We start from the raw sequence: 26,126 nt of genomic DNA on the forward strand, positions 1-26,126 counted from the left end.
TGCCGGCAACGAAGGCGGCGGCAAGGGCGGCGGCGGTGATCAGGGTCTTGGCGAAGAGGTTCGAGGTCATGATGTTCTCCATTCACTTTGAGGATCCGCGCTGGGGCGGAATCGAATCGGTACGCTTTGGAAGCCTTCGTTCTTTCTGGTAGTTATCTACTAGTAGATAGACTGGTTGGCCCAAAAAAACGGGGATTCCCCGGGTGTTGCGCTGGATCCTCTTTCCTGCTTCAGCTTTCTTGCTGGGGCGGAGCAGTGGCTTCCATGTCCTGAATATTATCTACTGGTAGATAGATAGTCAAGGGGTTTTTTGCAAGCCATCTGCAAGCGCACGATGTCGTCACGGGCGCTCGAGCAGGATTTGCACGTCCATCAACGTGTGCCCGCACCCTCCGGCCCAAAAGGGAATCGCCGAAATGCCAGCAACAAGGATTTACAACGTTTTACTTCAGGCAGCATGAAATCACTCCTACGATGATATTTGCGGGATGCAGTACAGGGTCCTCGCTACCACCGGAGCAAGAGATGCGCAAAGTCCTCACGATGACGTTACTTATCGCCGCCGCGACGGCTTCAGGCTTGAGCTATGCCCAGCAAAAGAAGTTCGACCCGTACACCGACGGCGCCAAGGCAGGCAAGGCCGACCCCTATACGGACGGCGCGAAATCCGGCAAGTTCGATCCATACACGGATGGCGCCAAGCAATCCACCCAGATGGACCTGAATGCCAACCAGGCCAAGCCCGACCCGTACACCGACGGTGCCAAGGCTGGCAAGGCCGATCCCTATACGGACGGCGCGAAGGCCGGCAAGGCCGACCCCTATACGGACGGCGCGAAGTCTTCCAAGTAATTGGCATCCGCGTTGCCGCTCCGCAAGCGGCAACGCATATCCACCATGGCGCGCCTACCGCAGCGAACCCGCGCGGCCTCCTCCCCTAGCCGCGCGGCCTGCACTTATGCCTGTCGCGGCTTCATCCGTGCAACCCCTGCAAAAAGGCAAGCAAGTCTGCATTGACCTGCTCTGCGTTGACCGCGCACATCCCATGCGATGCGCCCGGGCAGACCTTCAGCGTCGCGTTTCTGACCAGCCTGGAGGCCAGCATGGCCGCCGCCCCGATCGGCACGATCTGGTCGGCGTCGCCATGCAGGAACGGCGTCGGCACGATTCCGATTGCCGCCCCGCAAGCCGTGGCGCCTAGCCAGCCAGGACGCGCTTGGGCGCATGGGGCCGGCCCCCGTAGCCAAGCAAGATTTCCGTACCGCGCTGCGAAGCCAGGATGGCGTGCGAACTGTGTTCCCGCATGGCGGTTTCGTAACTGCCGATGGCCGCGCGCAGCGAACAGTGGCCGGCGGCGGCCTCGCCCAGTTGCCGCGCCAGCAGGTAGGCATCGTGCAGCGCCGCATTCGCCCCCAGGCCACCTGCGGGACTCATCGCATGGATGGCATCCCCCAGCACCGTGACCGCATTGGTCGGCCAGGCCGGCGGCACGTCTGCCGTCCTGACGGGCAGCATGGCCAGCGAGGCGCGATCGCCCAGCTGGAACAGCGCCCGCAGCCCGCTGTGCCAGTCTGCCGTGACGCGCTCGATGCGCGCGGCGAGTTCGTCCTGGCGCAACGCATCGCCACCCTCCCAGCCGATGCCAAGGCTCTCGCGGGCGCCGACGATGGCCCAGTAGAGATAGTCCTCGCACTCGCCCAGGCGGTAGCCCGTGGGCTGCGGCCGGAACCGCATCGGATCGATGATGACCGCGAGGCCATCGCCGAAGACGATAGAAGTCCTGTCCCGCAGCACGCCGGAGATCCGCGCCAGCGCGGCAGGCGTCGGGCAAGTCTTGCCATAGAGGCAGGCGCACCCGGTATCCGCCGGGGTGGCGCCCGGCAAACGGCGCCGGCGCACCTGGGAATTGACGCCATCCGCCGCCACCAGCACGTCCGAGACGGCGGATGAACCATCCGCAAACACGGCGGCCACGCGCCCGTCTTCGCACTCCCGGTAACGCACGCACGCCTTGCCGAAATGCACACGGTCCTCGATGCCGCACAGCAGGACTTCGCGCAGCGTCTGGCGGTTCACGCTCAGGTCGTCCTCTTCAACATTTCCAGCGCCTTCGTTCCCGGCCCGCCGCCACGACTCCACCCACATTCCGGTCACGGCATCGAGCCCTGTGTCAACCACATTGACGCCCTCCACCGGCATCGCGCCGGTTGCCTTGAACAAGGCGAAAAGGTCTGCCGGCAAGCAGGCCTTCAAGGCTTGCTGGCCCCGATGATCGATGCGGATGCGGTAGCCCTGCGTGCGGCTGTCCAGTGCCGCATCGCGCTCGTAGACATCGAAGGCGATGCCATGCCTCCTGAGCCCTTGCGCCAGGCACAAGCCGCCCAGGCCGGCGCCGACGATGGTGATGTGCATGGGCCTCGCCATCAAGGCGCGCTGCGCCGCCACAGCGCCCGCCCGGCGTTCAGCGCGCGGGGCCATCTTGCACTCCGGCAACCGCATTCGCCGTGGTCGTGGCAGCCAGGGCATCGTTGCCCAGCGCCAGCGCTTCCGCCATGGTGGCGGCCATCGCCACGGGCACGCCAAAGGCCTTGACCGCCATCTGCGCCTGCTCGGCCATTGCCGCCCGCTTGTCCGGGTCGGGTTCGATATGGATCAGCGCCCTGCAGCTTCTCCCGAGTGGCGCCTTGTGCTGTTTGAGCCATAGCGCGCGTTGCTTGCGGTCCTCGTGCGCTTCTTCGTCCCGTGCGGCATGGATCAGCACAAAGACCCGGTCCTGCCCGACCAGGGCCGTCATCTCGTCGCGCCACCGGGCGGCGTAGCCTGCATGGCTTCGGCGCGGCCGACCACGAGGGGGAAGTTCGATACGTCGTAGATGTGGAAGCTGGAAGCCTGTGCTTGCATGTCGCTCTCCTGCGCTGCGGGTAAAGGTTGACGCGTTGAATAAGGCGCCTCGCATGCAGTATCCAGTGGAAGCGGGTAGACTCGATAACGTTATCACGCCTAAAAATATTGAATTCCGGCCATGCCTTCCCGCCCAGCCCATCCTGCGGTCCCTAACGCTGACGACGCGTCCCCGCAGGCGGAAACCCAGACCCTGCTCGCCTCCTTTGCCGACTCGAGCGAGCAAGCGGGCGGCCCTGCCCTGATCGCCATGCGCGGTGCCGACAGGACCGACAACGAATTCCGACTTGGCACGCGTGAGCTGGACTGGCATAGCCACGTGCGCGGCCAGTTGTTCTGCATCGACAACGGCCTGGTGCATGTCCGCACCCGCCACGGCTCCTGGCTGCTGCCCGCCCAGCGCGCTGGCTGGATGCCGCCGGGCGAGACGCATCGCGTCACCATCAGCGGCGTGCTGGGCGGCTGGAACGTGTGGATTGCCCCCTCCGCGGCGCAGGACCTGCCGCGCCTGCCTTGCGTATTGGGAACCAGCGAACTGATGCGCGCGCTGATCAGCCGTGCTGCGTCCTGGCCCTCGCCTTTCGCGCCGGATCCTGCGCAGGAGCGCATTGCCGCGGTACTGCTCGACGAGATCCGGCAGGCGCCGCGCGAGCCCCTGCATCTGCCCTTGCCAACCGACCGGCGCGCGCTGCGGATCAGCAATGCCATCCTGGGATGCCCGGATGACCATCGCAGCCTGGTGGAGTGGGCAGACTGGGCGGGCATGTCGCCGCGTACGCTATCCCGCCTGTTCCTTGGAGAGACTGGCCTGAGCTTTGCCCATTGGCGCCAGCAGGCTCGCCTGACCCTGGCGCTGGAACGGCTCGCACGCGGCGAAGCCGTGGCCGCTGTGGCCGAGACCCTGGGCTACGCCACGCCGAGCAACTTCATCGCCATGTTCCGCCGTGCTTTTGGCGACTCGCCGGCCCGGTATTTTGCGAACCGCGGACTGGGTGGCTAGCTACCGGAAGCGGCCCGTTCCTCGCCCTCACTCCCGCCCCGGCGGCTCACTGAAAATCCGCAGATTCTGACCTTGAATTTATCTGACTTATCAAATAATATCCATCCAGCAAACAGGAGGCGCCCATGAAGCACTACACCAGAGAGAACTTTCGCCTCACGCAGAGCGTGGGGTTCTTCCTCAACAAGGCCCGCAACCTTGTGCTGATGGAAATGGACGCCGCCCTCAAGGAACTGGATATCACCGCCCAGCAGATGGGCATCCTGCTGTCGCTGTCCCGAGGCGTCGCCACCACCCCGTTCGAACTCAGCAAGCTGCTGGTGATCGACACCGGCCTGATGACCCGCATGCTCGACAAGCTGGAGCACAAGGGCCTGCTGACCCGCTCGCGCAGCGTGGACGACCGCCGCGTGGTCAACCTGGAGCTGACCGCCAAGGGCCATGGCGTTGCCGAACAGATCCCGGAGATCGCCCCCGAGGTGCTGAATGCGCGCCTGAAGGATTTCACCAAGAGCGAGTTCGACGAGTTCATCCGCCTGCTCGGCAAATTCTCGGCCGCCTGAGCGCATCATTTTTAATTATTTAAAAGCGCGCGACGGTTTCCTTGCGCCGGTGCCGGGCAAAATCATGCCGTGCCCCGATGCGCGTGCTGCTACCCTGGCCTTCGCCGGTTTTGCAGTGGTGTTCTTCATTCGCTCGGGCTACACCACCACCGTGGACACCTTGACGCTGGTGCCGCCCGCGTTGCGGCAAGGCATTCCGACCGCGCCCGCCAGGTGGTTGATGATGGGCGGCAACATCTGCGCCACGCCCGCATCGATGATGAAAAAACTGAAGCTCCGCTCTGCCGCCGCGGGATCGAAGGACACAGGATCAGAGCGCAGCGCGCGCATACGTTCCAGGATGCCCAGCACGGGCTCCGCCAGCGCCCGGTCGCTATCGGCCAGCGGCAAATTGTCATGCCGGATCCGAGCCTCGCCATCGGTCTTTATGTTGCATTTAAAATGCTTGTTTTATAGAATCGTTATCGGGTTGCTGCGCCGCACGATATGAAGCGCCGGTAACACCGGTAACGCCGGTTGGCAAGCGAGGCCGCTGCGACACTGCCTTGGCGGCTGCCGCATCCCGAATTCCACCCGACACATTGAGAGCCGAACCATGCTGCCCCTTGCGCAAAACCAGCCACCGGCAAGCCACGCCACCACGCGCTATCACGGCCATCCCGTCCTTGCGCTGGCGTTCCGGCCGTTCTACCTGCTGGCGGCCGCCTTTGCCGTGGTGGCCGTTGGCGTCTGGACCGCGATCTACCTGGGCTGGTGGCCCCATGCCGGTGCGCAGCCGGCCATGGGCGGCATGCTGTGGCACGCGCACGAGATGGTGTTCGGCTTTGCCGCCGCGATCGTGGTCGGCTTCCTGTTCACTGCCGGCAAGAACTGGACAGGCCTGCAAACACCGCAGGGCGGCTTGCTGGCCTGCCTCGCTGCCGTCTGGCTAGCGGCGCGTGTGCTGATGTGGACCGGGCCGGCAGCCGTTGCGGCGGGGCTGGACCTGGCCTTCCTGCTGCTTTGCGCGGCCAGCTTCCTGCGCGTGCTGGTTCGCGCCGGCAGTACGCGCAACTACGGGCTTGCCGCCGCGTTGTTCCTGCTGTGGGCGCTGAATGCGGTGTTCCATGTGGCGCTGGCCAACGGCGCCGTGCTGCTCGCGCTGCAAAGCGCCGATGCGGGGATCGGGCTGATCGTCATCTTCATTACCGTGATCGGCGGGCGCGTGATCCCGATGTTCACCGCCAACACGGTCCCAGGGGTACGCATCCGGCGCTCGGCGGCTATCGAGCGCAGCGTTGTGGCGCTGACGCTGGCCGCGATGACCGCCTGCACGCTGGCGCCGCGCGGCATGGCCACCGCCGCGATCGCGCTGCTGGCCGCGCTGGCGCAAGCCGTGCGACTGGGCGGCTGGAGCTCGCGGCGCACGGCAGGCAAGCCCCTGATCGCCATCCTGCACCTCGCCTACGGCTGCCTGCCGCTGGGCCTGCTCTTGCTGGCGGCCGCCGCACTTGGCTGGGCCGACCGCTCGGCGGCCTTGCACGCGCTCACCGTGGGCGCGATCGGTTGCGCCATCCTGGGGATGATCACGCGCACCGCGCTGGGCCATACGGGCCGCAAGCTGGAGGCCGGCCAGATGGAGAAAGCGGCTTATGCGTGCATCGGCACGGCTGCCCTCTTCCGCGTCCTGGGGCCGCTATTGCTGCCGCAATACAAGCCGTTCTGGATAGCCGGGGCCGCTGCGCTGTGGATGGCGGCGTTCTTGCTTTACCTGGTGAAATACACGCCCTACCTGACCAGGCCACGCGCCGACGGGCGGGACGGCTGAGCGGCCAGGGCCCGGGCCAAGCCCCCCTCCAGCGCCCCTTCACCGATGGCATGAGCGGCTACTAAAATCAATGAACTTTTCTCCGTCTCAGGTAGCCAGCAAATGGACGTCCATTTGACTATTCACGGCCGGCAGGGCCTGGCCGGCCAGCTTTATCGCCAGTTGCGCGCGGGTATCGTCGACGGACGGCTGGCGCCGGGCGAGAGACTGCCGTCTACCCGCGACCTCGCCACGCAGCTCGGCATCTCGCGCAAGACCACGCTCGATGTGTTCGAGCGGTTGATTGCCGAGGGCTACCTGCGCTCGCGCGCCGGCGACGGCACCTTCGTGGCGCACGAGATGACCCGCCTGGCACCGGCGCCGGCACCGGTCTCCCCGAGTCCCGGCTCCGGCTCGATCTGGGAGACGTTGCCGGACGCCTTGCCGATGACGGCGCCCGGCGCGGCGCCCGCGTTCGACTTCGTGGGCGGCGTCACAGACAAGGCCTTGTTTCCCTTCGATAAATGGCGCAGTTGCGTGAGCCACGCGCTGCGCGTGCAGGCCCGCGGACGCGGCACCTACCGGGATCCCGCCGGGGAGCAGGAGCTGCGCCTGGCGGTCTCGCGCTACCTGGCTTTCAGCCGCGCCGTGGCCAGCAACTGGCAGGACGTCATCGTGACGCAAGGCGCGCAGCAGGCGATCGACCTGATGGCACGGGTCGTGATCCGCCCAGGCGATGTGGTGGCGGTGGAAGATCCCGGCTACCCGCCCGCGCGCATCGCATTTTCCGCGCTCGGCGCGCAGGTGGCGCACGTCCCGGTCGATGCCGAGGGGCTGGTGGTGGACGCCCTGCCCGGCAACGCACGCATTGTCTACGTCACGCCCTCGCACCAGTTCCCGCTGGGCATGGCCATGAGCATGGAGCGCCGCGTCGCGCTGCTGGAATGGGCGCAACGCCGCGGTGCGCTGCTGCTGGAAGACGACTACGACGGTGAATTCCGCTTCATGGGCCGCCCGATGGAGTCGCTCAAGAGCCTGGACAAGACCGGCGTGGTGGCGTACGTGGGCACCTTCTCCAAGACGATCTTTCCCGAACTGCGCATTGGCTACGTGATCCCCCCGGCACCGTTGGCCACAGCGGTACGCCGCGCCAAGCAGGTCGGCGACTGGCATAGCTGCACCATGACGCAGACCGCCCTCGCCAAGTTCATGCTCGACGGCTATTTCGGCAAGCATCTGCGGCGCATGCACAAGGAATATGCCGCGCGCCGGACCGCGCTGCTTGCGCACCTGGACGGCCCGCTGAGCCGCTGGTTCACGGCGCTCGCGCCGGCCGCCGGCATCCACCTGGTTGCCCGGCTGAAGACGGAGCAGGATGAGCAGGCGCTGATCGCACGTGCCGCCGCCGCATCCATCGGCCTGTACGGCATCTCCGGCATGTACGCAGGGCAACGGCCAACACCCGGGATCCTGTTTGGCTATGGCGGCATCGGCGTGGCCGACATTCACGCCGGCATGGAAAAACTGGCCGGGGCGATGGATGGCCATCACTGGCTACCTTAAATTACAAAAAAGTGGCTATTTTTTATAACCAGTTGCCGTCCTAATCTTGTTCCTGTCGCGCAGCCAACCCGGCGGCGCAAACCAGGAGCAAACCATGGAACAACGTCTCGACTTCTACAAAGCCAGCCCCGCCACCATCAAGGCGCTGATCGGGCTGGAGGAACGCATCGGCAAGAGCGGACTGGAACAGCCGCTGGTGGAACTGGTGCGCCTGCGGGCTTCGCAAATCAACGGCTGCGCCTATTGCATCGACTTGCACACCACCGACGCGCGCAAGGGCGGCGAAGACGACCGCCGCCTGGCCACCCTGTCGGTCTGGCGCGAAACGCCCTTCTTCTCCGCGCGCGAGCAAGCCGCGCTGGCCTGGACCGAGGCAGTCACGTTGGTCGCGCAGGACCACGTGCCCGACGCCGCCTGGGAAGCCGTCCGCCCGCACTTCAGCGACGCCGAGCTGGTCGACCTGACGCTGCTGATCTCCGCGATCAATAGCTGGAACCGCTTCGCCATCTCGTTCCGCAAGACGCCGGCCTGAGCCAGGGGAGACAATGACGATGACCCGATTGCAGATTGGACGGGCCGTGTCCCGCCTGGCGATTGCGACAGTAGTGTCGGCCGTGCTGGCGTTGCCGGGCGCGGGCAGTGCCCTTGCCCATACGCCTGACGGACAACCCGGTAAGTCAGAGGAAAGCGTGCAGCCGCTGATGAAACAGCCGATCCCTGAGGCCGCGGGCAAGAACGTCCTGCTGGCAACAGTGACATTCGCACCCGGCCAGGAGTCCGAGCCCCATGTCCACCCCGGATCGATCTTTGCCTATGTACTGGAAGGTACCGTGGTATCGCAACTCGGCGGCGAGCCCGAAAGGACCTATGGCAAGGGCCAGAGCTGGTACGAAGCGCCCGGCGCGCGGCATCTCGTCACCCGCAACGCCAGCAAGACCAAGCCGGCCAGACTACTGGTGTTTGGCATCGCCGCCGAAGGCGATCCAATCAAGCAGCCGCTGCCCCGATAAGCTGGTGGCCAGGACCTGCGGGCGTGGGCCTGCCGGCATGCCCGTTCCAGACCCCGCGCATGGCAGTGTCCCGGCTCCCGGCTCCCTTCACCTAGACGGGAGACCGGCGAAACGCGATGCCGAAGCGGTTAAGACTATTGACCGCCGTGACCAGCAAGGTCAGGTCCACGATCTCCCGCTCCGAAAAATACGGCCGTACCGCCTCCCAGACGGCATCCGGCACATGCGTGCCGGCGATGTCCGTCACCGCCTCGGCCCACGCCAGCGCCGCCCGCTCACGGTCGGTGTACAGCGGCGTCTCACGCCAGACTTCCAGCATATCGATCCGCGCCGCCATTTCGCCGTCCTTGCGCGCCCGCGCCGAATGCAGGTCGATGCAATATGGACAGCCGTTGACCTGCGACACACGCAGGCGCACCAGATCCACCAGCGAATGCTCAAGCCGGTAGCGCTGGTTGCGCCTGTCCAGGCGAATCAATAGTTCGGTGCTGAGCCGGTTGGCCCGGTGGCTGTCGAGCCGCAATGTCATCCCGATCTCCCCTGCCGGCCCTGCCGGACGGCTGGCCGCATACGGCAGACTAGCGCCGCCAGCGGGCGCAGACAATAGCCACTACGGCGCCATTTCGGGTAACCAGTGCAGGCCTCCGCTTCGGGGTCCCGGCTACTTACTGCTCACCTGCATCGCCTGGCGCTGCCCGGGCAGGCCTGGCCTTGCGCATCACGCTCTTCACGGGAATTCCCACCATGGTGGCCGCCCCGTCCTGTCCAAGCGCGCGGCTCAGCGCCGCGGGCTTCTCCACCAGATCCTGCAGGCTGTAGGCATCCAGCACTTCGAAATATGCCCGCAGCGCGGCGGCAAGCACGCCCCGCAAGCCGCACACGCGCGTGATCACGCAATGGTTGTCATCCCCCTGGAAGCACTCCACCAGGTGGAAATCCGACTCCATGGTGCGGATCACCTCGCCCACATTGATCTGCGCCGCCGGCCGGCCCAGCTCGATGCCGCCGGCGCGCCCGCGCACCGTGTGCAGGAAGCCGGCCTGGCCAAGCTTCTGCACAATCTTGATCAGGTGGTTCTTGGGAATGCCGAACGCATCCGCGATGCGCTGGATGGTCACAAGCTCGCCTGGGTGGACCGCGACATAGATCAGGGTCCGCAGACTGTAGTCGGTGTAGTCAGTCAGTCTCATGGCTTGGGTCCGGCTTGCGGCGGTGATGGTATGCGTGGCAGCCAGGATGGCTCTGCGGCAGGCGCAGCGCTGCTTTGCGCAACGCCGCCGCAGTCTAACATGGCCCCCGGATGCATCTTTCCGCACCGCCACAAACTTTATGTTGCATTACAAATGCATGTTTAATAAAATCCTTCCCAAGGCGTCGCAACCACATCGCACGCCGCCACCGCGGAATGCCGCGGCATTTTTTCGCTTTTTTGTTGCATCTATCGTACATCTTTGGAGGTTGTCGTGCTGTCTGAAAAATCGAGACCACTGATCGACGCAAGCGTCCCCGTCCTGCGGGAACATGGCCTGGCCATCACCCAGACCTTCTACCGCAACATGTTTGCCGATCGGCCCGAGTTGACCAACCTGTTCAACATGGGCAACCAAGCCAACGGTTCGCAGCAGCAATCGCTCGCCTCCGCAGTCTTTGCCTACGCCGCCAACTACGGCGACAACAGCGCCCTGGCCCCGGTTGTCAACCGCATCGTTCACAAGCACGCCTCGGTCGGCATCAAGCCCAGCCACTACGCCATCGTTGCCCGCCACCTGCTCGGCGCCATCGGCGAAGTGCTCGGCGACGCCGCCACCCCGGCACTGGTAGCCGCGTGGGATGAAGCCTACTGGTTGCTGGCCGCCGAACTGATCGCCGCGGAAACGCGCCTCTACGAGCGCGCGCAGACCGGCCCGGACCACCGCCAGCCCGTGCGGATCGTTGCCCGCGAAGAACAAAGCGCCGACATCACCGCCTTCACGCTCGAAGCCGTCGGTGGCACCACGCTGGCAGATTTCCTGCCGGGCCAGTACATCTCGGTCGTGGTCGAACTGGCACCCGGCGCCTTCCAGCAACGTCAGTACAGCCTGTCGGACGCGCCCAACGGAAAGACCTGGCGCATCTCGGTAAAGCGCGACAGCGGCAACGGCGACACCCTGCCCGCCGGCGCCGTGTCCAACTGGCTCCATGACAACGCCCGCCCTGGCGACGTGCTGATGGTCAGCCAGCCCTTCGGCGACTTCGCGCCGCGCATTGAGCCGGCCACGCCCATCGTGCTGCTCTCCGCCGGCGTCGGTGTCACGCCCATGATCTCCGCGCTGAATGCCGTGGCGAAACGCAATCCTTCGCGCAAGGTGGTGTTCGGCCATGCGGCGCGCAAGGTCTCGCATGTGGCCCACCTGAAGGATGTCACGCACGCGGCGCGGAAACTGCCGAAGCTGCGGACGCATTTCTTCCTGGAGTCGGCGGAGCCCGCTGAATTCCTCGCGCAACCCGCCCTGCCCGGCCGCATGGATATCGACGTGATCCTGGCGGACGACGATCTTGCGGATGCTGACTTTTACCTGTGCGGGCCGCTGCCGTTCATGCAGGCGCAGCGGGCAGCGTTGCACGCGCGGGGAGTGAAGGCTGAGCGGGTGCATCGGGAAGTGTTCGGGCCGGATTTGCTGGATGGCCTGGTGTAGTGGGTGTAGTGGCCGGCTGGCACTAACAATGGCCGGGCCCATCGGCGAATGCGACCAAAGCGTCCGCCCTGAAAAACCAGGATCGCGGGTCCGGCCGGCTTTTGCCGGCATTCAAGCTGGCAGCAAACGCCGGCCGCCAGACGCGCCCTGGCTCATGCGGCGTACCACAGGTGATGTACTGCCAATCTTTCGCAGACGCCGATGAGCCACATGGATCATGCGGTACTCCGGGATCACACCAGGCGTCATTCCCTTGCCTGCCAGGTGATCCCGCGGCAACGCGTATGTGCCGCATACCACCAAGCCCGGGCCACGGGCATTCCCTCCATGCCGACACCTGAGTAAGATCAGGGGAATGCGCCTCCCGCCGCATGGCTGGCGCGCACACTGCATTGCCCTCACCCGCGTGATCTCCCGCCGCGGGCGACGGCATGGGAAAGAGCGAGTCCATGGCTTCAGGCAGCGCCTACCGGCAACTCTGGCACCTCACCTCCGAGGGTTGGGGCTACTGCGCGCTCGGCACCTTCAGCCACGATGGCCTGCCACCGGAATGGCGGTCCGTGCTGCCGCTGCTGCCGCTGCGCGACCGCTATTCGGCCGTCAAGGCGGCACGCATGGTGCTGGTCACCATGCAGCTCCGGGGCGCGGCACCGGCTCGCGCAAAACTATCGGATCCGCAGCGGCCGTTGTATTACGTGTATCAGGCCTGGAGTACGCAGATGGTGGCGTGACCGGAATCTGCTCCTTTTGCCCCCGTCTTCGCCATGCACGCCCGTTAGCAAAAGAAAAAGCCCGCGCGAGGCGAGCTTTCTCTTTTCTACCAGCGAGCCAGCGGCAAACCGCTCAACCCACCCACTTCCGCGCGTTGCGGAACATGCGCATCCACGGGCTGCCGCCATCCGCCACCTGCTTCCAGGCATCCGGCGCCCAACTCATGGTGGCGGTGCGGAACACGCGCTCCGGGTGCGGCATCAGCACGGTGAAGCGGCCATCCGTGGTGGTCACCGAGGTAATGCCGTCCGGCGAGCCGTTCGGGTTCAGCGGATAGGTCTGGGTGGGTGCGCCGAGGTTGTCCACGAAACGCAGCGCCACCTGGGCCTGGCTCTTGTCGCCTTGCTGCGAGAAGTCGGCAAAGCCTTCGCCGTGCGCCACCACGATGGGGATGCGGCTGCCTTCCATGCCGGCGAAGAAGATCGACGGCGAGGACTGCACTTCCACGGTGACGTAGCGCGCTTCGTACTGTTCCGACTGATTACGCGTGAACTTGGGCCAGGCGCCCGCGCCCGGGATGATCGGGGCGAGGTTGCTCATCATCTGGCAGCCATTGCACACGCCCAGCGCGAACGTATCCTGGCGGTTGAAGAAGGCTGCAAACTGCTCGGCCATCTGCGCGTTGAACAGGATCGTCTTGGCCCAGCCTTCGCCAGCGCCCAGCACGTCGCCGTAGCTGAAGCCGCCGCAGGCCACGAAGCCGGAGAACTCGGCCAGGTTGGCGCGGCCCGCGATCAGGTCGCTCATATGCACGTCGTGCGTGTCGAAGCCCGCGCGGTCCATGCTGTAGGCCATCTCGATCTGCGAGTTGACGCCCTGCTCGCGCAGGATCGCCACGCGCGGACGCGCACCGGTTGCCACGAACGGCGCAGCAATGTCTTCCGCCGGATCGAAGGTCAGTACCGGCGAGATGCCGGGGTCCGCCGCGTCGAGCAGGCGGTCGTATTCGCTATCGGCGCAGGCGGGGTTGTCGCGCAGGCGCGCGATGCGCCAGCTGACTTCGCTCCAGGTGCGCTGCAGTTCGCCGCGCGCGGCGCCGAACACCTTCTTGGCGTCGCGGTAGATCTCGATCTGGTCGGTGGTGTTGGGCTTGCCCACTACGTGGCTGCATGCCGACAGGCCAACCTCGCGCAGCACGGCGAACACGGCATCGCGCTCTTCCTGGCGTACCTGGATCACCGCGCCGAGTTCCTCCGAGAACAGCGCGCGCAGGGTCTGCTCGTCCCGGCGGCCGGAGATTTGCTGGGCCCAGTTCTTGGCGTCGCCGAAGTCCTGCTCCTGGACCGGGTCCAGCGCCAGCATGTCGACGTTGAGCGACAGGCCGCAATGGCCGGCAAAGGCCATTTCCGCCAGGGCAGCCAGGAAGCCGCCGTCGGAACGGTCGTGGTAGGCCAGCAGCTTGCCCTCGCGGTTCAGGCGCTGGATCACGTTGAAGAAGTTCTTCAGGTCTTCGGCGTTGTCCACGTCCGGCGCGGTGTCGCCTACCTGCTGCGTCACCTGGGCCAGGATGCTGCCGCCCAGGCGGTTCTTGCCGCGGCCGAGGTCGATGGCGATCAGCACGCTGTCGCCGGCATCGGTGCGCAGTTGCGGGGTCAGGGTCCGGTCGGTGTCGTCCACGGCGGCAAACGCCGAGATGATCAGCGAGACTGGCGCGACCACTTCCTTGTCGGCGCCGTTGTCCTGCCACTTGGTGCGCATGGACAGCGAATCCTTGCCCACCGGGATGCTGATGCCCAGCGCCGGGCACAGCTCCATGCCGACGGCGTGCACGGTGTCATACAGCTTGGCGTCCTCGCCTTCCACGCCGCAGGCCGCCATCCAGTTGGCCGACAGCTTCACCTTGCCCAGGTCCTTGACCGGCGCGGCGGCCAGGTTGGTCAGTGCCTCGCCGATGGCCATGCGGCCGGAGGCCGGAGCGTTGATCACGGCCAGCGGCGTGCGCTCGCCCATGGTCATGGCTTCGCCGGTGCGGCCCTTGTAATCGAGCGTGGTCACGGCCACGTCGGCCACCGGCACCTGCCAGGGGCCGACCATCTGGTCGCGCGCGTTCATGCCGCCCACGGTACGGTCGCCGATGGTGATCAGGAAGGACTTGCTGGCCACGGTGGGGTGGCGCAGCACGTCGCGCACGGCCTTGTCCAGCGCGATGCCGGTCACGTCCACCGGCGGCAGGCTTTGCTCCACATGCCTGACGTCGCGGTGCATGCGCGGCGGCTTGCCCAGCAGCACGTCCATCGGCATGTTCACGGCATGGTGTTCCTTGAGCGCGGCGTCGACATGGGCGTCGACCAGCTGCAGCTGCTTCTCCTCGGTGGCGATGCCCACCACCGCGAACGGCGAGCGCTCGCGCTGGCACATGGCCTGGAACAGCGGGAAGGATTCCGGCGCCACCGCCATCACATAGCGTTCCTGCGACTCGTTGCACCAGATCTCGGCCGGGCTCATGCCGGACTCTTCCAGGTGCACCTGGCGCAGGTCGAAACGCGCGCCGCGGCCGGCGCCGTCCACCAGTTCGGGGAAGGCATTGGAAATGCCGCCCGCGCCCACGTCATGGATCGACAGGATGGGGTTGTCGTCGCCGAGTTGCCAGCAGGCGTTGATCACTTCCTGCGCGCGCCGCTCCATCTCGGGGTTGCCGCGCTGGACCGAATCGAAGTCCAGGTCGGCGGTGTTGGTGCCGGTCGCCATCGAGCTGGCGGCGCTGCCGCCCATGCCGATGCGCATGCCCGGGCCGCCCAGCTGGATCAGCAGCGAGCCGGCGGGCAGGTCCTTCTTGTGCGTGTGGCCGGCGTCGATATTGCCGATGCCGCCGGCGATCATGATCGGCTTGTGATAGCCGCGCACGGTGCCGCCGACGTTTTGCTCGTAGACGCGGAAGTAGCCACCCAGGATGGCGCGGCCGAACTCGTTGTTGAACGCGGCGCCGCCAAGCGGGCCGTCGGTCATGATCTGCAGCGGCGAGGCGATGCGATCCGGCTTGCCGGTCACGCCGGGCTTGTCGGCGGGGTTGCGGTGCGCCACCGGCTGGGCCGCGTCGCGCGCGTTTTCCCAGCCTTCGACGGCATCGGGCAGCATCAGGTTGGAAACCGTGAAACCGGTCAGGCCCGCCTTGGGCTTGCCGCCACGTCCGGTGGCGCCCTCGTCACGGATCTCGCCGCCGGCACCGGTGGAGGCGCCGGGGAACGGCGAGATGGCGGTCGGGTGGTTGTGCGTCTCCACCTTCATCAGCGTGTGGGTCAGCGCCTCATGGCGGCCGTACTTGTGCCCGGTGCCGCGCGGGAACCAGCGCTCGGCCACGTCGCCTTCCATCACCGCGGAGTTGTCCGAGTACGCCACGATCGACCCTTGCGGGTTGAGCTGGTGGGTATTGCGGATCATGGCGAACAGGGATTTATCCTGCTGCACGCCGTCGATGGTCCAGGTGGCGTTGAAGATCTTGTGGCGGCAGTGCTCGCTGTTGGCCTGCGCGAACATCATCAGCTCGACGTCGGTCGGGTTGCGCTCCAGCCTGGCGTAGGCGTCCACCAGGTAATCGATCTCGTCTTCCGACAGCGCCAGGCCCATCTCGGTATTGGCCTGCGCCAGCGCGGCGCGGCCACCGGAGATATCGATGAAGCGCAGCGGCTTGGCGGGCAGTTCCTGGAACAGGCCGGCGGCGTCCTCGCGCGAGGCCACCACGGATTCGGTCATGCGATCGAACAGGTGGGCGGCCACGGCGGCACGGGTGCCGGCGTCCAGCGACTTGCGCCCGCGCAGCAGGCCCTTCTTGCACACCACGGTGATCTCGATGCCACGCTCGATGCGGTGGACGTGCTCGAAGCCGCAGTTATGCGCAATATCGGTGGCCTTGCTGGCCCACGGCGAAATCGTGCCGAAACGCGGGATCACCACGAAACGGTCGCCTTCGGTCTGTGCCTCGAAAGGCGCACCGTAGGTCAGCAGCGCGCCGATGCGGGCGCTGTCGTCCTGGGACAGCGGCACGTCGGTGTCGACGAAATGCAGGAACTGGCCGTGCACCGACTCGATGTCGGCGTCGATCTGCTTGAGGGCGGTGAGCAGGCGTTGCTGGCGGAAGGCGGAAAGCGCCAATGCACCGGGGAAGCACGAGAAATGCGCCATGGTCTGAGCGGTCGGGAGGGCAGGAGGTAGGGGCTGCTACCGGCCGGCGCCGCTGGTTGGGGCGCCGTGCTGGCGGGAAACCGGCATTATACCTTGTCGAAGGGGGTTTCCCGCGATGCAGCACGGGCAGCTTGATGGACAAAGGCACGGGTGCCGCGGACGAGCCTCGCAGCCATCACGCGGAAGGCGCCCCGCCCGGCACAGCATGCCGCAAGCGGCACTTCAATCCGTCTGCCGCAGCCGGCACCCCTGCGCCGGCGAAGCGCCGGTGTCACCGCCGGCGCTGCTTTACGGGCGTGGCCGGCTCAGCGGTCGGGCCACGGCGCCGCATCCACCACCGGGAAGCTGCCGCTGAACTGGTCCAGCAGGCCCATGAAGCGCGGCAGCAGCGATACGGCGCCGCTCAGCGAGAGGCGGCCTTCGGCCATGGCCTCGGCAACGGTCCAGCGCCGCGTCAACAGCCCGTCGAGCGTGTCGCGGGTGGTTTCGATGACCACGTCCGCCGAGGACGCCGCCTCCACCTGCAGGCTGCTCAGCGCGCAGTTGGACAAGGTGCTCACCCACTGCTCGCCGCTCTCGGTGAAATGCCAGCCGAGCTGGCACGCCATGCCTTCGGCACGCTGGCCATGGATGCGCACCGCCAGCGCGTCGAACAACAGTTCGTTGCTCATGGCGTGCATCAGGGCATTGGCCGGCGGCCCCTGCGGATTGGCCTGGGGCGGGCCTTCGCGATCACGTGGACTTCGTGTTCCGCCTCGATCGACAGCGTCGGCGCGATCAGCGTGGAGCGTCCCAACGGCAAGGTCTTGCCCAGCCCCGCATCCACCTGCGCCGCCGGCCCCTTGGCCAGCGTATGGCCAAACTGGAACTGCGCGCGGCGCGCCATTGCCACGCCGCCGATCACGTTCTCGGCAATGGCGTGGTGCATGAAGCCGGATGGCGCTATCACCTGTACCCGTCCGGCGCGCACGTCGGCTTCGTCCACCAGTCCCGCCACCCCGCCGAAGTGGTCGGCATGGCTGTGGCTGTAGATCACGGTGTGCAGCGTGCGGTTGCCGCGATGCTGCCGGTACAGCGCAAGCGCCGCGGCGGCAGTCTCCGGGCAGGTCAGCGCGTCCAGCGCGATCACGCCGGTGTCGCCTTCGATAAAGGTGATGTTGGCGATATCGAATCCCCGCACCTGGAAGATACGCGGCGTGACCTGGAACAGCCCGTGGATACGGTTCAGCCGCGCCTGCCGCCACAGGCTCGGGTTGACGGTATCCGGCGCCTGCCCGGCATCGAGGAAACCGTACGCCTCCAGGTTCCACACGCCGTGGCCGTTGGCGCGCGCGACCCTGGCATCGGGGATGGTGCCGAGAAAGCCGCGCTGCGCGTCCTCCCAGTCCTGTTCGTCGTGCTCCGGCAGTTCGCGCGCCAGCAGGCGATGAAAGTCAGCCGTGGCCGCGTGGGCACAGCCTGGATTGTCCGTCATGGGGTCTCCGTGTTGGTTAATGCGGGTTACTGCCAGCGCAGCACCAGCGCGCCGGGCAACTTCTCCATCAGCCGGTTCGTCATTCCCCCTCGGCCTTTACATTGAGATAGGCCGACAGCGCCGCCAGCAACTCCACCTGCAGCGCAGGCGCGTCCAGCTTCAAGGGCCCGGGGTCGGTCAGCACCGCGTTGATCAGGACGCCATATGGGAGCGCGCCAGCGGCCAGGAGGGCGAGGTCTCGCGGGCCGCGGGCGGCATGCGGCGCGGCTCCAGCACGGCGGCGGCGTACAAGCCACGGTGCTTGCTGAAGTCTTGGCCGCGCTTTGTGTTCACGTTATCCGGAAATACCCTCGCAAGGCGGCAGTGCCTCAGGCGCGCGGCTGCCCGGCTGCCCGATGGATGGCCGCCCTGATCCGCGGATAGGTGCCGCAGCGGCAGACAATGCCGGACATGAACGCATCGATGTCGGCATCGCTGGGCTTCGGGATTTTTTTCAGCAGTGCGCTGGCAGCCATGAGCTGTGCGCTCTGGCAGTACCCGCACTGCACCACATCGAGATCGATCCAGGCAGCCTTCAAGGCTTGCGCCTGCGCGCCGCGCAAGCCTTCGATGGTCACGATCCTGGTCTTTTCCAGCGACGAGACCTTGCGCTGACAGGCGAAGCCCCGGTCGTCGTTCATCTGTACCGTGCAGGCGCCGCAAATGCCCACGCCGCAGCCATACTTGGTGCCGGTCAACCCCAGTTCGCAGCGCAGCACCCACAACAGCGGCGTGTCCGGATCGGACCGCACGGTCACCGCCTTGCCGTTGATGTTCAGGGATAACATGGTTCTCTCCCGCAGCTCATGCAAACTTCAAGGGCAATGCGCGCAGGCGCTGCCCGGTCAGCGCAAACAGGGCATTCGCCACCGCCGGCGCAATCGGCGGCGTGCCGGTTTCGCCCACGCCCCGCGGATGTTCCTGGCTCGGCATGATGTCGGTTTCGATCGCCGGGCAGTCGTTGATGTGGATGACAGGAAATTCCTTGAAATTCCGCTGGTGCACCTGGCCATGGTCGATCGTGATTTCTTCGTACAGCGCGGCCGACAGGCCAAAAATGATCGCACTTTCCAGTTGCTGCCGGATCAGGTTCGGGTTCACCGCCGTACCGCAATCGATCACGCAGACCACCCGGTGCACACGCACCCGCTTGTCCGGCGCCAGCGATACCTCCGCCACCTGCGCGACGATGCTGCCGTAGGCCTCGTGCAGCGCCACCCCGCGCGCGCGCGCGGCGCCGTCGGTAGCCTGCCCTGGCGCCCGCCCCCAGCCGGCCAGTTCCGCGGCGCGCTGCAACACGGCCATGTGGCGCGGGTGCTTTGCCAACAGGCCGGCGCGGAACGCCACGGGATCCTTGCCAGCCGCCGCCGCCAGCTCATCGATGAAGCTCTCGGTAAAAAAGGCCTGGTGCGAATGGCCGACCGAGCGCCAGAAGCCCACCGGCACCGGCAGGTCGACAATCACATGGCCGACCCTCGCGTTCGGCCATTCGTAGGGCCGGTCGAATGCCCCTTCCGTCGTGGTCTTGTCGATGCCGAGGCGAGGCAGGCCAAGCAGACGCGACAGCGCGCCCGGCACGATCGCCTGGCTGGCCGACGTGTTGTGCCAGGCTATGAGGTTGCCTGCGCCATCGAGCCCGGCCTTGAAGCGCGAGACGCAAGCCGGCCGATAGAAGTCGTGCGTGGTGTCCTGAATGCGCGTCCAGATCGTCTGGACCGGCCTGCCGCCCCCCTCGCGCGCGATGGCCGCCGCCTGGGAGATGAAATCCACCTCCAGCCGCCGCCCGAATGCGCCGCCGACCAGTTGCGGCTGCACGTCGACCCGTTCCGCATCGAGCGCGAGCACCCTGGCGACCGCTTTGCGCGCCAGGCCAGGCAACTGCGTCGAGACCCAGACCCTGGCCGCGCCGTCGCGAACCTGCACCGTGCAGTTGATGGGCTCCACCGCGCCATGCGCAAGGTAGGGCACGCTGTACTCCGCGTTGAGGGTTTTCGCGGCGGATTTCAACGCGGCATCGACGTCGCCGTGCCGGTAATAGGCGTGGCCGTCGGATTCATCCAGCGCCTGCGCCAGACGGCGGCTCACGTCCGCGCTGGACAGCGCGGCGGCGGGGCCGTGGTTCCACACGATCTTGACCGCATCCAGCGCGGTCATGGCCCGGTACGCATTGTCGGCGATCACCGCCACGCCGCCGGTGCCGCCGTTGTAGCCATCGACCGCGAACACCTTGACGATGCCCGGCAACGCGGCCGCGGCCGAGCCGTCGAAGCTCGCCACCGTACCACCCAGCGTCGGACACATCATCACGCTGGCGTACAGCAGTCCCTCGGGCAGCACGTCGATGCCAAAGCGCGCGGTGCCATCGATCTTGGCCGCGGCCTCGATGCGCCGCATGTTCTTGCCGATCAGCCTGAATTCGGATGGCGCCTTCAGCGCCACCTTCGCCGGCATCGGCTGTTTGGCGGCCTGCGCCGCCAGCTCGCCGAAGGTGGCCGTTTTGCCGGAGGCGTGCAGCACTTTGCCGTCCTGCGCGCGGCACTCGCCCACAGGCACGTTCCACCGCGCGGCGGCGGCGCCGATCAGCATCGCGCGGGCGGATGCGCCGGCCTCGCGCATCGGCTCCCACAGGTCGTTGACGCTCGACGAGCCGCCTGTCACCATCTCGCCGATCTCGCGCATGAGCTTGCGGGTGAACCAGACCGCCCCTTGCCTGACCACGCCATCGTCGTCCGCCCGGAACGGGAGATCGTCGACAACGACTTCCAGGTTGTTGTAGATCTTGTCCACGGGCGCATGCTCGACCTTCACCTGCGCCCAGTCCGCGTCCAGTTCGTCGGCCAGTACCATGGCCAGGCCGGTGTGCACGCCCTGCCCCATCTCCGTGCGGCACATCATGATGGTGACGCTGTTGTCCGCGGCGATCTTGACCCAGCCGTTGAGCCCGACCTGCGTGCCGACCGCCGGCAATGGGGCCGATGTCGTCAGGCGCTGGCGCGGCGGCAGCAACGACCAGCCCACCAGCAGCACACCGGCGGCGCCGACTCCGCCAAACAGGAAGGTCCTGCGCTTCATGATGGTCAGAACACAAGGGAAAAGTCGATCAGGCGATGCTTGTCCCAGTACACAACGCCGAGATAGGCATCCGGCGCGATGCAGCGGATCTCGTCCCGTATCCAGTGCGCCACGACCGAAGTCTCGGCATAGTCCAGGACAATGCACTCCTTCTGGTCGAGCCAGCTTTCACCCTTGTACACCTTCGCCAGGATGGCCTCGAGCCCGAAAGGCGATATCTTGTTCTTGAGCACCCCGCGCCTGGCGTCGAAGACTTTGCCCTGCCAGGCGAAAAGATTGATCATCCTTGCGATGCTCTCGCTGAACACCGTGCCGGGCGAGATGATCGCCGTGCCCGTGGCTTCGCCATCCGGAATCTCGCCGGCCGGGCTGTTGCGGAACAATTCGTCCAGCTGTTCCTGGCTCATCGCCAGCAGCTTGCTCACGTCGTAGGCCATCTTCCACCTCCCTTGTCGATCGGCTGCCTATGCGCCCGTTGTCGTCTCGTTCAAGATGACATCGGCCGCCTTCTCGGCAACCATGCAAATTGCGCTAGCCGGGAAAAAGCCAGGAATCCTCGGAAAAACGGAGGCGTCGACGACACGCAGCCGGCGCGTTCCGTGCACGGAAAAACCGCTGTCGAGCACACCGCCCGCCTCGCGCGGGCCGATGGCGCAGGTACACGATGCGTGGTGCCCCCACGCGTTGTCGCGCACATAGCCAGCCAGTTCCGCATCATCGCGCAGGTGGGCGCCGGGAAGCTGCTCCTGCGCGATCACGCCGCGCTCGGCCAGCGGTACGGCCAGCTTGCGCACGTAGCGGATGGCTTCGATCACCGCGCGCATATCCTCGTCCGAGGCGGCATCGCCCTCCTCGAAATAGTGGAAGTTGATCAGGGGCGTATCGAGCGGATTCGCGGACCGCAGCAGGACCGTGCCCGCGCGATTCTGCGTGTGCGCCTTGAGTATGGCCCAGGTGAGGATATCGTCGCTCTGGGCGAACACCTTGGAATAACCCGGAAAATAGCCGGCAAAGTGCTCGACCAGCGCCATGCAGAAAATATCCGGCACGGGAAGGCCTTTGCGCGAACGCCTCGCCACCGCGATCGCGACGCCGTTGGAAGTGTAGACACCGTGGCGCAGGTCGCGCCAGCTGCAATAGGCCGGGTCGTCCCTCTCGAAGCGGGCGCCGTTCAGTATCTGCCAGGGCCGCGCCATCCGGCTCACGACGCCCACCTCATAGCGATCCTGGAGGTTGCGGCCGACCCCAGGCAGATCCACCCGCACGGGTATGCCATGCTCGCGGAGGTGCCCGGCGGGACCAATCCCCGAGAGCATCAGCAATTGCGGCGTATTGAACGCGCCGCCCGCCAGGATCACCTCGCGGCGAGCGCGCACTTCCTGCCGCACGCCGGGCGCCGGATTTGGCGAGACGTGCGCCTGGTAGAGATGCCGCCCCTTGAGATATTCGACCCCGAACGCGGTGCCGTTCGCGTCGATCAGCACCCTGGTCGCCAGTGCGTCCAGTTCGATATGCAGCCGCGAGGGAAAACGGCCGGCGACTTCCAGCACCCGTTCGCGCGTGCCGGTGCGGGCATGGCCGCTGGTCGTCATCGGCGTATAGCACACGCCATCGAAACATCGTCTTCCCCAGATCCTGGAGTTCGGGTCGCCCTGCCACCGGAAGAAGCGCAGCAAGGCATGGAGCCGCCTCGGCACGCTGCGCGCCGCCATCTCCATCGAGCCGAGAATCAGGCGCGTCAGCGCGTCATCGGTGAGCGCCTGCAGGGGAAACGCGCGCTCCGTGCTGAGCCAGCCGTCCCAGCCGTGGGCAGTGGGATCGAAACCCAGGCGGCGGGCAAGCGCCCACAGCGGACGGTGACGGCATTGCTCCAGCCGCTTGGCATAGCGGCGCATGTGGCTGGCCTTCCACGAGCGGTCGCCGGTCAGCGCGGCAATGCCGTCCCAGTCGGCATCGTGGGGGTAGAGAAAGATCATCGCGTTGTGGGCGGTGCAGCCGCCCAGGGTCGCGGCCCGGGGATAGAGCACGCCTTCGCTGCCGCACTTGGGGTCGCGCCGTTGCTGTGCATCGTCCGCGTAATGACGCACGAAGAAGTTCCAGCTCATCGCGGGATTCTCGGAGGCGCAGGCGTGAAACGCCGGCACTTCGTAATCCTCCGGCAGGCACGCCGCCCCATGCTCGCGCGCATCGCAACCCGCCTCGATCAGGAACACGCGCATGCCTGCTTCAGCGAGCCGCGCGGCGAGCGTGCCGCCGCCCGCGCCGGAGCCAACGATCACATAATCCCAAGCTTCCTCGCCTTGAGCAGACATATCCCCGCCGCGCAGTCTTCATCAGAAGGTCTTGAGAAAGGCAATCAAGGCCCGCTTGTCCTCGTCGCTCAGTACCGGCTCCTGCCCGAACGATTGCTCATCGGCGCTCAGGCCGGCCTGGTTGTTGAACTCCGCCGTGCCGAAGTAATGGCCGCGATTCACCACGAAATCCGGGCATTTGCTCAGGCTCAGCATGGGCTTGACGAGGTTGGCGTAGGTCTTTCGCAGATCGTCGTCGGTGGCGCCCTCCGGTACCGAAGCCAGGTCGGACTTCAGCTTGACCGCAAGGCTCACCACCTTGGCCGCGTGGTCGGCCTTTGCACCGGTTTCGCTGCTTTCCGCCAGCGGCTGGATATTGGCGATCAGGTTGACCGGCATCTGCCTGGGCGCGGGACCGATGGTCACATCGCCTCCGGCCCCTACCAGCCACGGCGCGAAGCGGTGCATGAAGCCTTGCAGCGGCTTGAGCGCATCCGGCACGAAGCCCGCCGGGACAGTGATCTGGCTGCGCTCCGTGGTGCGGTCGATCACGCCGGGCACCTTGGTCCCCAGGACCTCGTCGCGCGCGCGTTTTTCCGGCCAGAGCAATTGCTCGATGGAAGCATCGAATACCTTCACCCGGCTTGCCACCGAAGGATCCTCGCTAAACGGCCCGAGCGCATTGTTGAGGAAGAGCGGCGCAGTCGACCACACGCTGATCAGCGAGGGCACACGCGTGTAGCCACGCCCGCCGGCTGGCATCCGGTACTGCCAGCGCTCACCCGTAAACGGGTCATTGAGCGTGATGGTGCCAACCGATGGCAGCGTCTTGTAGGACTCCGACGAAAAGTTGTCCCAGATATTTCCCCGCAGCGCATTGGTCGCCAGCGGACTGCATGCATTCGTGCGCAGCAGCGTGACGGGAACGCGCGCATCGGACGAAAGATAGTTGCCCTCCAGGAAGTCCGGCGCATTGACGACCTTGCGCATCTGCGCCTTGAATTCGTCCGTTTGCGTCCATTTCCAGTACCGCATGAAGCACGCGAGGTAGTTCGGCCCCGCGCAGTTCTGCAGGTTCAGGCTGGCCGGCGGCGGCGGCGCCTTGCTGGAATGACAGCGTGCGCAGGTATCGGCAAACACGTTCTTGCCCTGTTCAAGCAGCGCGGCGCCGGCCGGCGACGACACGTCCGCCAGGAATGACGCACCGCCCGGCGCATCGCTCAGGTGGTCCGGCGGGGTCGATTTCAGCAGGAACAGCGCCGTATTGAAGGTGCCGGCTTCCGTCGCCTTCCAATAGCTCGAGTTCCTCTGCGCCACGGAAAGTTCGATGGGCGTGATGGACTTGCCGCCGAGGATAGGATTGAAGTGCAGCAGCCACTCCTCGCTGAACAGCCCGATATTCAGGTACACCCGGTTCAGGGCGCCCAGCACCCCGACCGAGTCGGCACCATCCTTGAGGACGTGCGGCGTCCATACCGTATCGGGCGGCGCGTAGAACTGCGTCAGCGCGCCGCTTTTCACGAAGTCGTTGATCTGCCGGTTGTTCAGCTCGCCGCCGGCCAGCTTCTCCTGCCCGATCCGCTTCGCCACGCCCATGCGCGCCATCAGGTCGTAGAGCGCGTTCATGGTCCTGGGGTTGTTGATGTTGTCCGTGGAGACCAGCGAGGTATCCATGGCGCCCGGCCGGAACGTATGCACGAGTTGGAACATGAAATTCTGCTGGCCTTCGCGCGTCGATGCATTGTGGATGAAGAGCCGGTCCACCCACATATACTGCGCGCCCACCGTGGAGCTCAGGTCGGCCCATTTCGGATGCGCCGGGTCCGCGGGCGGATGGACCGGGCTGGGGCCTGCGTGGCAGAAGCCGCAGGCCATGCCCACGCGATAGGGGCGCACCAGGTCGGCTCTGTTGTAGTAGGCCGGATCGGTGTAATAGCGCTGCGGATCCCACGCCTTTGCGGCCTTCTCGTCAAAAGCCGGATTGGGAAACAGGCGCAACCCGACGATGCCGGTGGGATAGCCGTAGTAGGAGCCGACCGGGAGCTTCGCGCCGTTCGAGAAAGTGGTGCCGCGCGCGCCGGTCCTGACCCCTGGATAGGCCTGTTCGTTTTCGAACGGATCGGCCGGGCAATCCTTCACCCGTTGGTCGAGCCATAGCCCGAAGCGTTGCGGATCGGGCGCGAGGGGCTTTTCGAAACAAGGCTCGTTGACCAGGCCGAGGGAGCTCCAGCGGGTGTCGCGCGAATAGCCCTGGCCGGGATGCGAGCTGATGGACTTGAGCAGGTCGAAGGCGCCGAACGTGAAGTTCGTCATGCCGTCCCAGAACCTGTCGTTGCCGCCACTCCAGACGAGCCACATATTGCGGCCCATGATCTCTTCCCTGGTCAGGGCGACACCACGATCCATATCGTGAAAATAGTCTTCCGCGGCGTGCCGGAACGACTCCGCGCCGCGGCCCGCCTGCTGCGCCTCGTCCAGGACGTGACCCGGTTCCGGTTTCGAACACCCGCCCACGGCGATCGAGCCAATCAACGCAATAACCAGAACGATAGCTCTGCTGCCTGGATTCACCGCCGCCCCTCCCTGCCCAAGAGAATCGGCCATTTATCGCGCTATGGCCTTGCACCCCGGAGTCTTGATAAACCTAGGAATGACCTGGGGATAAGTCAAGGAAATTGCTGCAACGCGGTTATTTCAGCGTCGTCGCCAGGAGTGCCGGAGTTGCCGAAAATGGTGGATCTGAAAATCCGGATGACGGCCTTGAGGCCAAGTGACGAAAGACGGATCTGTTCGACGTTGAATTCTGCTTCGCGCGCCATGAATGGCAACGAGCCGAAGCGCTCTCGCTTCGGCTCGTGAAAA

General features: G+C 66.0%; 24 protein-coding genes and 1 pseudogene. 9 read left to right on the top strand and 16 right to left on the bottom strand.

Annotated features, from left to right (window positions below):
- Positions 1-525 precede the first annotated feature (525 nt).
- Positions 526-852 (top strand): hypothetical protein, encoded by a 327-nt coding sequence (locus AC1DS6_RS22690; protein WP_441634055.1) that lies wholly within the window; start codon positions 526-528, stop codon positions 850-852.
- Positions 853-973: 121 nt separating this feature from the next.
- On the opposite strand, the pseudogene AC1DS6_RS22695 reads toward AC1DS6_RS22690, so the two are convergent.
- The 3 genes and pseudogenes from AC1DS6_RS22695 to AC1DS6_RS22705 form a co-directional block, all read right to left on the bottom strand.
- Positions 974-1,165, bottom strand: a pseudogene (locus AC1DS6_RS22695) (alpha/beta fold hydrolase); the annotation flags it as partial.
- Between the two features lie 32 nt (positions 1,166-1,197).
- Positions 1,198-2,412, bottom strand: a complete 1,215-nt coding sequence (locus AC1DS6_RS22700; protein WP_441634057.1) for an FAD-dependent oxidoreductase — start codon at positions 2,410-2,412, stop codon at positions 1,198-1,200.
- Positions 2,413-2,461: 49 nt separating this feature from the next.
- Entirely contained in the window at positions 2,462-2,794 is a 333-nt protein-coding gene (locus AC1DS6_RS22705) for a hypothetical protein (RefSeq protein WP_441634059.1), read from the bottom strand.
- 228 nt (positions 2,795-3,022) lie between these two features.
- On the opposite strand from AC1DS6_RS22705, the gene AC1DS6_RS22710 reads away from it, so the two are divergent.
- Positions 3,023-3,901 carry an AraC family transcriptional regulator gene (locus tag AC1DS6_RS22710; protein WP_441634061.1) on the top strand — a complete coding sequence of 293 codons (879 nt, stop codon included), beginning with the start codon at positions 3,023-3,025 and terminating at the stop codon, positions 3,899-3,901.
- Positions 3,902-4,026: 125 nt separating this feature from the next.
- Positions 4,027-4,464 (top strand): MarR family winged helix-turn-helix transcriptional regulator, encoded by a 438-nt coding sequence (locus tag AC1DS6_RS22715; RefSeq protein WP_441634063.1) that lies wholly within the window; start codon positions 4,027-4,029, stop codon positions 4,462-4,464.
- A 138-nt stretch (positions 4,465-4,602) separates the two neighbouring features.
- On the opposite strand, the gene AC1DS6_RS22720 is transcribed toward AC1DS6_RS22715, so the two are convergent.
- On the bottom strand, positions 4,603-4,854 hold the full coding sequence (locus AC1DS6_RS22720) for a hypothetical protein (protein ID WP_441634065.1): 252 nt from the start codon (positions 4,852-4,854) through the stop codon (positions 4,603-4,605).
- Between the two features lie 205 nt (positions 4,855-5,059).
- Here AC1DS6_RS22720 and AC1DS6_RS22725 point away from each other — a divergent pair, with 205 nt between their 5' ends.
- The 4 genes from AC1DS6_RS22725 to AC1DS6_RS22740 all read left to right on the top strand — a co-directional run bounded on the left by AC1DS6_RS22725 (position 5,060) and on the right by AC1DS6_RS22740 (position 8,823).
- The gene (locus AC1DS6_RS22725; protein ID WP_441634067.1) at positions 5,060-6,271 is read left to right on the top strand and encodes an NnrS family protein; all 1,212 of its coding nucleotides are present in this window, start codon (positions 5,060-5,062) and stop codon (positions 6,269-6,271) included.
- Positions 6,272-6,373: 102 nt separating this feature from the next.
- Complete coding sequence (pdxR, locus tag AC1DS6_RS22730) at positions 6,374-7,813, top strand: MocR-like pyridoxine biosynthesis transcription factor PdxR (RefSeq protein ID WP_477103191.1); 1,440 nt, start codon at positions 6,374-6,376, stop codon at positions 7,811-7,813.
- A 94-nt stretch (positions 7,814-7,907) separates the two neighbouring features.
- Positions 7,908-8,345, top strand: a complete 438-nt coding sequence (locus AC1DS6_RS22735) for a carboxymuconolactone decarboxylase family protein (RefSeq protein WP_035871037.1) — start codon at positions 7,908-7,910, stop codon at positions 8,343-8,345.
- 19 nt (positions 8,346-8,364) lie between these two features.
- Positions 8,365-8,823 carry a cupin domain-containing protein gene (locus tag AC1DS6_RS22740; RefSeq protein WP_441634072.1) on the top strand — a complete coding sequence of 153 codons (459 nt, stop codon included), beginning with the start codon at positions 8,365-8,367 and terminating at the stop codon, positions 8,821-8,823.
- 91 nt (positions 8,824-8,914) lie between these two features.
- On the opposite strand, the gene AC1DS6_RS22745 is transcribed toward AC1DS6_RS22740, so the two are convergent.
- Together AC1DS6_RS22745 and AC1DS6_RS22750 are read right to left on the bottom strand one after the other, a co-directional pair.
- On the bottom strand, positions 8,915-9,352 hold the full coding sequence (locus AC1DS6_RS22745; protein WP_441634074.1) for a carboxymuconolactone decarboxylase family protein: 438 nt from the start codon (positions 9,350-9,352) through the stop codon (positions 8,915-8,917).
- A gap of 136 nt (positions 9,353-9,488) precedes the next feature.
- Entirely contained in the window at positions 9,489-10,013 is a 525-nt protein-coding gene (locus AC1DS6_RS22750) for an RrF2 family transcriptional regulator (RefSeq protein WP_441634076.1), read from the bottom strand.
- A 273-nt stretch (positions 10,014-10,286) separates the two neighbouring features.
- Here AC1DS6_RS22750 and AC1DS6_RS22755 point away from each other — a divergent pair, with 273 nt between their 5' ends.
- Positions 10,287-11,498, top strand: coding sequence for a globin domain-containing protein (locus AC1DS6_RS22755; protein ID WP_441634078.1), 1,212 nt, complete (start codon positions 10,287-10,289; stop codon positions 11,496-11,498).
- Positions 11,499-11,947: 449 nt separating this feature from the next.
- Positions 11,948-12,229 (top strand): hypothetical protein, encoded by a 282-nt coding sequence (locus AC1DS6_RS22760; protein ID WP_441634080.1) that lies wholly within the window; start codon positions 11,948-11,950, stop codon positions 12,227-12,229.
- A gap of 112 nt (positions 12,230-12,341) precedes the next feature.
- Here the strand turns inward: AC1DS6_RS22760 and purL are convergent, their stop codons facing one another.
- The 10 genes from purL to AC1DS6_RS22810 all read right to left on the bottom strand — a co-directional run bounded on the left by purL (position 12,342) and on the right by AC1DS6_RS22810 (position 26,083).
- Entirely contained in the window at positions 12,342-16,388 is a 4,047-nt protein-coding gene (gene purL / locus AC1DS6_RS22765; RefSeq protein WP_441634082.1) for a phosphoribosylformylglycinamidine synthase, read from the bottom strand.
- A 305-nt stretch (positions 16,389-16,693) separates the two neighbouring features.
- On the bottom strand, positions 16,694-17,059 hold the full coding sequence (locus AC1DS6_RS22770; protein ID WP_441634084.1) for an alkyl sulfatase C-terminal domain-containing protein: 366 nt from the start codon (positions 17,057-17,059) through the stop codon (positions 16,694-16,696).
- A gap of 8 nt (positions 17,060-17,067) precedes the next feature.
- Complete coding sequence (locus AC1DS6_RS22775; protein WP_441634086.1) at positions 17,068-17,862, bottom strand: MBL fold metallo-hydrolase; 795 nt, start codon at positions 17,860-17,862, stop codon at positions 17,068-17,070.
- Positions 17,863-18,054: 192 nt separating this feature from the next.
- Entirely contained in the window at positions 18,055-18,195 is a 141-nt protein-coding gene (locus tag AC1DS6_RS22780) for a hypothetical protein (protein WP_441634088.1), read from the bottom strand.
- 35 nt (positions 18,196-18,230) lie between these two features.
- Positions 18,231-18,689, bottom strand: a complete 459-nt coding sequence (locus AC1DS6_RS22785) for a (2Fe-2S)-binding protein (RefSeq protein WP_441634090.1) — start codon at positions 18,687-18,689, stop codon at positions 18,231-18,233.
- A 16-nt stretch (positions 18,690-18,705) separates the two neighbouring features.
- Complete coding sequence (locus AC1DS6_RS22790) at positions 18,706-20,973, bottom strand: xanthine dehydrogenase family protein molybdopterin-binding subunit (protein ID WP_441634092.1); 2,268 nt, start codon at positions 20,971-20,973, stop codon at positions 18,706-18,708.
- Between the two features lie 5 nt (positions 20,974-20,978).
- On the bottom strand, positions 20,979-21,410 hold the full coding sequence (locus tag AC1DS6_RS22795; RefSeq protein WP_441634094.1) for a hypothetical protein: 432 nt from the start codon (positions 21,408-21,410) through the stop codon (positions 20,979-20,981).
- A 27-nt stretch (positions 21,411-21,437) separates the two neighbouring features.
- The gene (locus AC1DS6_RS22800) at positions 21,438-23,285 is read right to left on the bottom strand and encodes a GMC family oxidoreductase (protein WP_441634096.1); all 1,848 of its coding nucleotides are present in this window, start codon (positions 23,283-23,285) and stop codon (positions 21,438-21,440) included.
- A 21-nt stretch (positions 23,286-23,306) separates the two neighbouring features.
- The gene (locus AC1DS6_RS22805) at positions 23,307-25,868 is read right to left on the bottom strand and encodes a hypothetical protein (protein WP_477103192.1); all 2,562 of its coding nucleotides are present in this window, start codon (positions 25,866-25,868) and stop codon (positions 23,307-23,309) included.
- Positions 25,869-25,930: 62 nt separating this feature from the next.
- Positions 25,931-26,083 (bottom strand): hypothetical protein, encoded by a 153-nt coding sequence (locus AC1DS6_RS22810; RefSeq protein ID WP_441634100.1) that lies wholly within the window; start codon positions 26,081-26,083, stop codon positions 25,931-25,933.
- Between the last annotated feature and the right edge of the window lie 43 nt (positions 26,084-26,126).

This window comes from Cupriavidus sp. 05L310 (genome assembly GCF_056398185.1).

What these genes read in the sequence shown, in the direction of transcription:
- AC1DS6_RS22690 (WP_441634055.1), top strand. Translation starts at nt 526, where the DNA reads ATGCGCAAAGTCCTCACGATGACGTTACTTATCGCCGCCGCGACGGCT.
- AC1DS6_RS22700 (WP_441634057.1), bottom strand. Translation starts at nt 2,412, where the DNA reads ATGCACATCACCATCGTCGGCGCCGGCCTGGGCGGCTTGTGCCTGGCG.
- AC1DS6_RS22705 (WP_441634059.1), bottom strand. Translation starts at nt 2,794, where the DNA reads ATGACGGCCCTGGTCGGGCAGGACCGGGTCTTTGTGCTGATCCATGCC.
- AC1DS6_RS22710 (WP_441634061.1), top strand. Translation starts at nt 3,023, where the DNA reads ATGCCTTCCCGCCCAGCCCATCCTGCGGTCCCTAACGCTGACGACGCG.
- AC1DS6_RS22715 (WP_441634063.1), top strand. Translation starts at nt 4,027, where the DNA reads ATGAAGCACTACACCAGAGAGAACTTTCGCCTCACGCAGAGCGTGGGG.
- AC1DS6_RS22725 (WP_441634067.1), top strand. Translation starts at nt 5,060, where the DNA reads ATGCTGCCCCTTGCGCAAAACCAGCCACCGGCAAGCCACGCCACCACG.
- pdxR (WP_477103191.1), top strand. Translation starts at nt 6,374, where the DNA reads ATGGACGTCCATTTGACTATTCACGGCCGGCAGGGCCTGGCCGGCCAG.
- AC1DS6_RS22735 (WP_035871037.1), top strand. Translation starts at nt 7,908, where the DNA reads ATGGAACAACGTCTCGACTTCTACAAAGCCAGCCCCGCCACCATCAAG.
- AC1DS6_RS22740 (WP_441634072.1), top strand. Translation starts at nt 8,365, where the DNA reads ATGACCCGATTGCAGATTGGACGGGCCGTGTCCCGCCTGGCGATTGCG.
- AC1DS6_RS22745 (WP_441634074.1), bottom strand. Translation starts at nt 9,352, where the DNA reads ATGACATTGCGGCTCGACAGCCACCGGGCCAACCGGCTCAGCACCGAA.
- AC1DS6_RS22750 (WP_441634076.1), bottom strand. Translation starts at nt 10,013, where the DNA reads ATGAGACTGACTGACTACACCGACTACAGTCTGCGGACCCTGATCTAT.
- AC1DS6_RS22760 (WP_441634080.1), top strand. Translation starts at nt 11,948, where the DNA reads ATGGCTTCAGGCAGCGCCTACCGGCAACTCTGGCACCTCACCTCCGAG.
- purL (WP_441634082.1), bottom strand. Translation starts at nt 16,388, where the DNA reads ATGGCGCATTTCTCGTGCTTCCCCGGTGCATTGGCGCTTTCCGCCTTC.
- AC1DS6_RS22770 (WP_441634084.1), bottom strand. Translation starts at nt 17,059, where the DNA reads ATGAGCAACGAACTGTTGTTCGACGCGCTGGCGGTGCGCATCCATGGC.
- AC1DS6_RS22775 (WP_441634086.1), bottom strand. Translation starts at nt 17,862, where the DNA reads ATGACGGACAATCCAGGCTGTGCCCACGCGGCCACGGCTGACTTTCAT.
- AC1DS6_RS22785 (WP_441634090.1), bottom strand. Translation starts at nt 18,689, where the DNA reads ATGTTATCCCTGAACATCAACGGCAAGGCGGTGACCGTGCGGTCCGAT.
- AC1DS6_RS22790 (WP_441634092.1), bottom strand. Translation starts at nt 20,973, where the DNA reads ATGAAGCGCAGGACCTTCCTGTTTGGCGGAGTCGGCGCCGCCGGTGTG.
- AC1DS6_RS22795 (WP_441634094.1), bottom strand. Translation starts at nt 21,410, where the DNA reads ATGGCCTACGACGTGAGCAAGCTGCTGGCGATGAGCCAGGAACAGCTG.
- AC1DS6_RS22800 (WP_441634096.1), bottom strand. Translation starts at nt 23,285, where the DNA reads ATGTCTGCTCAAGGCGAGGAAGCTTGGGATTATGTGATCGTTGGCTCC.
- AC1DS6_RS22805 (WP_477103192.1), bottom strand. Translation starts at nt 25,868, where the DNA reads ATGGCCGATTCTCTTGGGCAGGGAGGGGCGGCGGTGAATCCAGGCAGC.
- AC1DS6_RS22810 (WP_441634100.1), bottom strand. Translation starts at nt 26,083, where the DNA reads ATGGCGCGCGAAGCAGAATTCAACGTCGAACAGATCCGTCTTTCGTCA.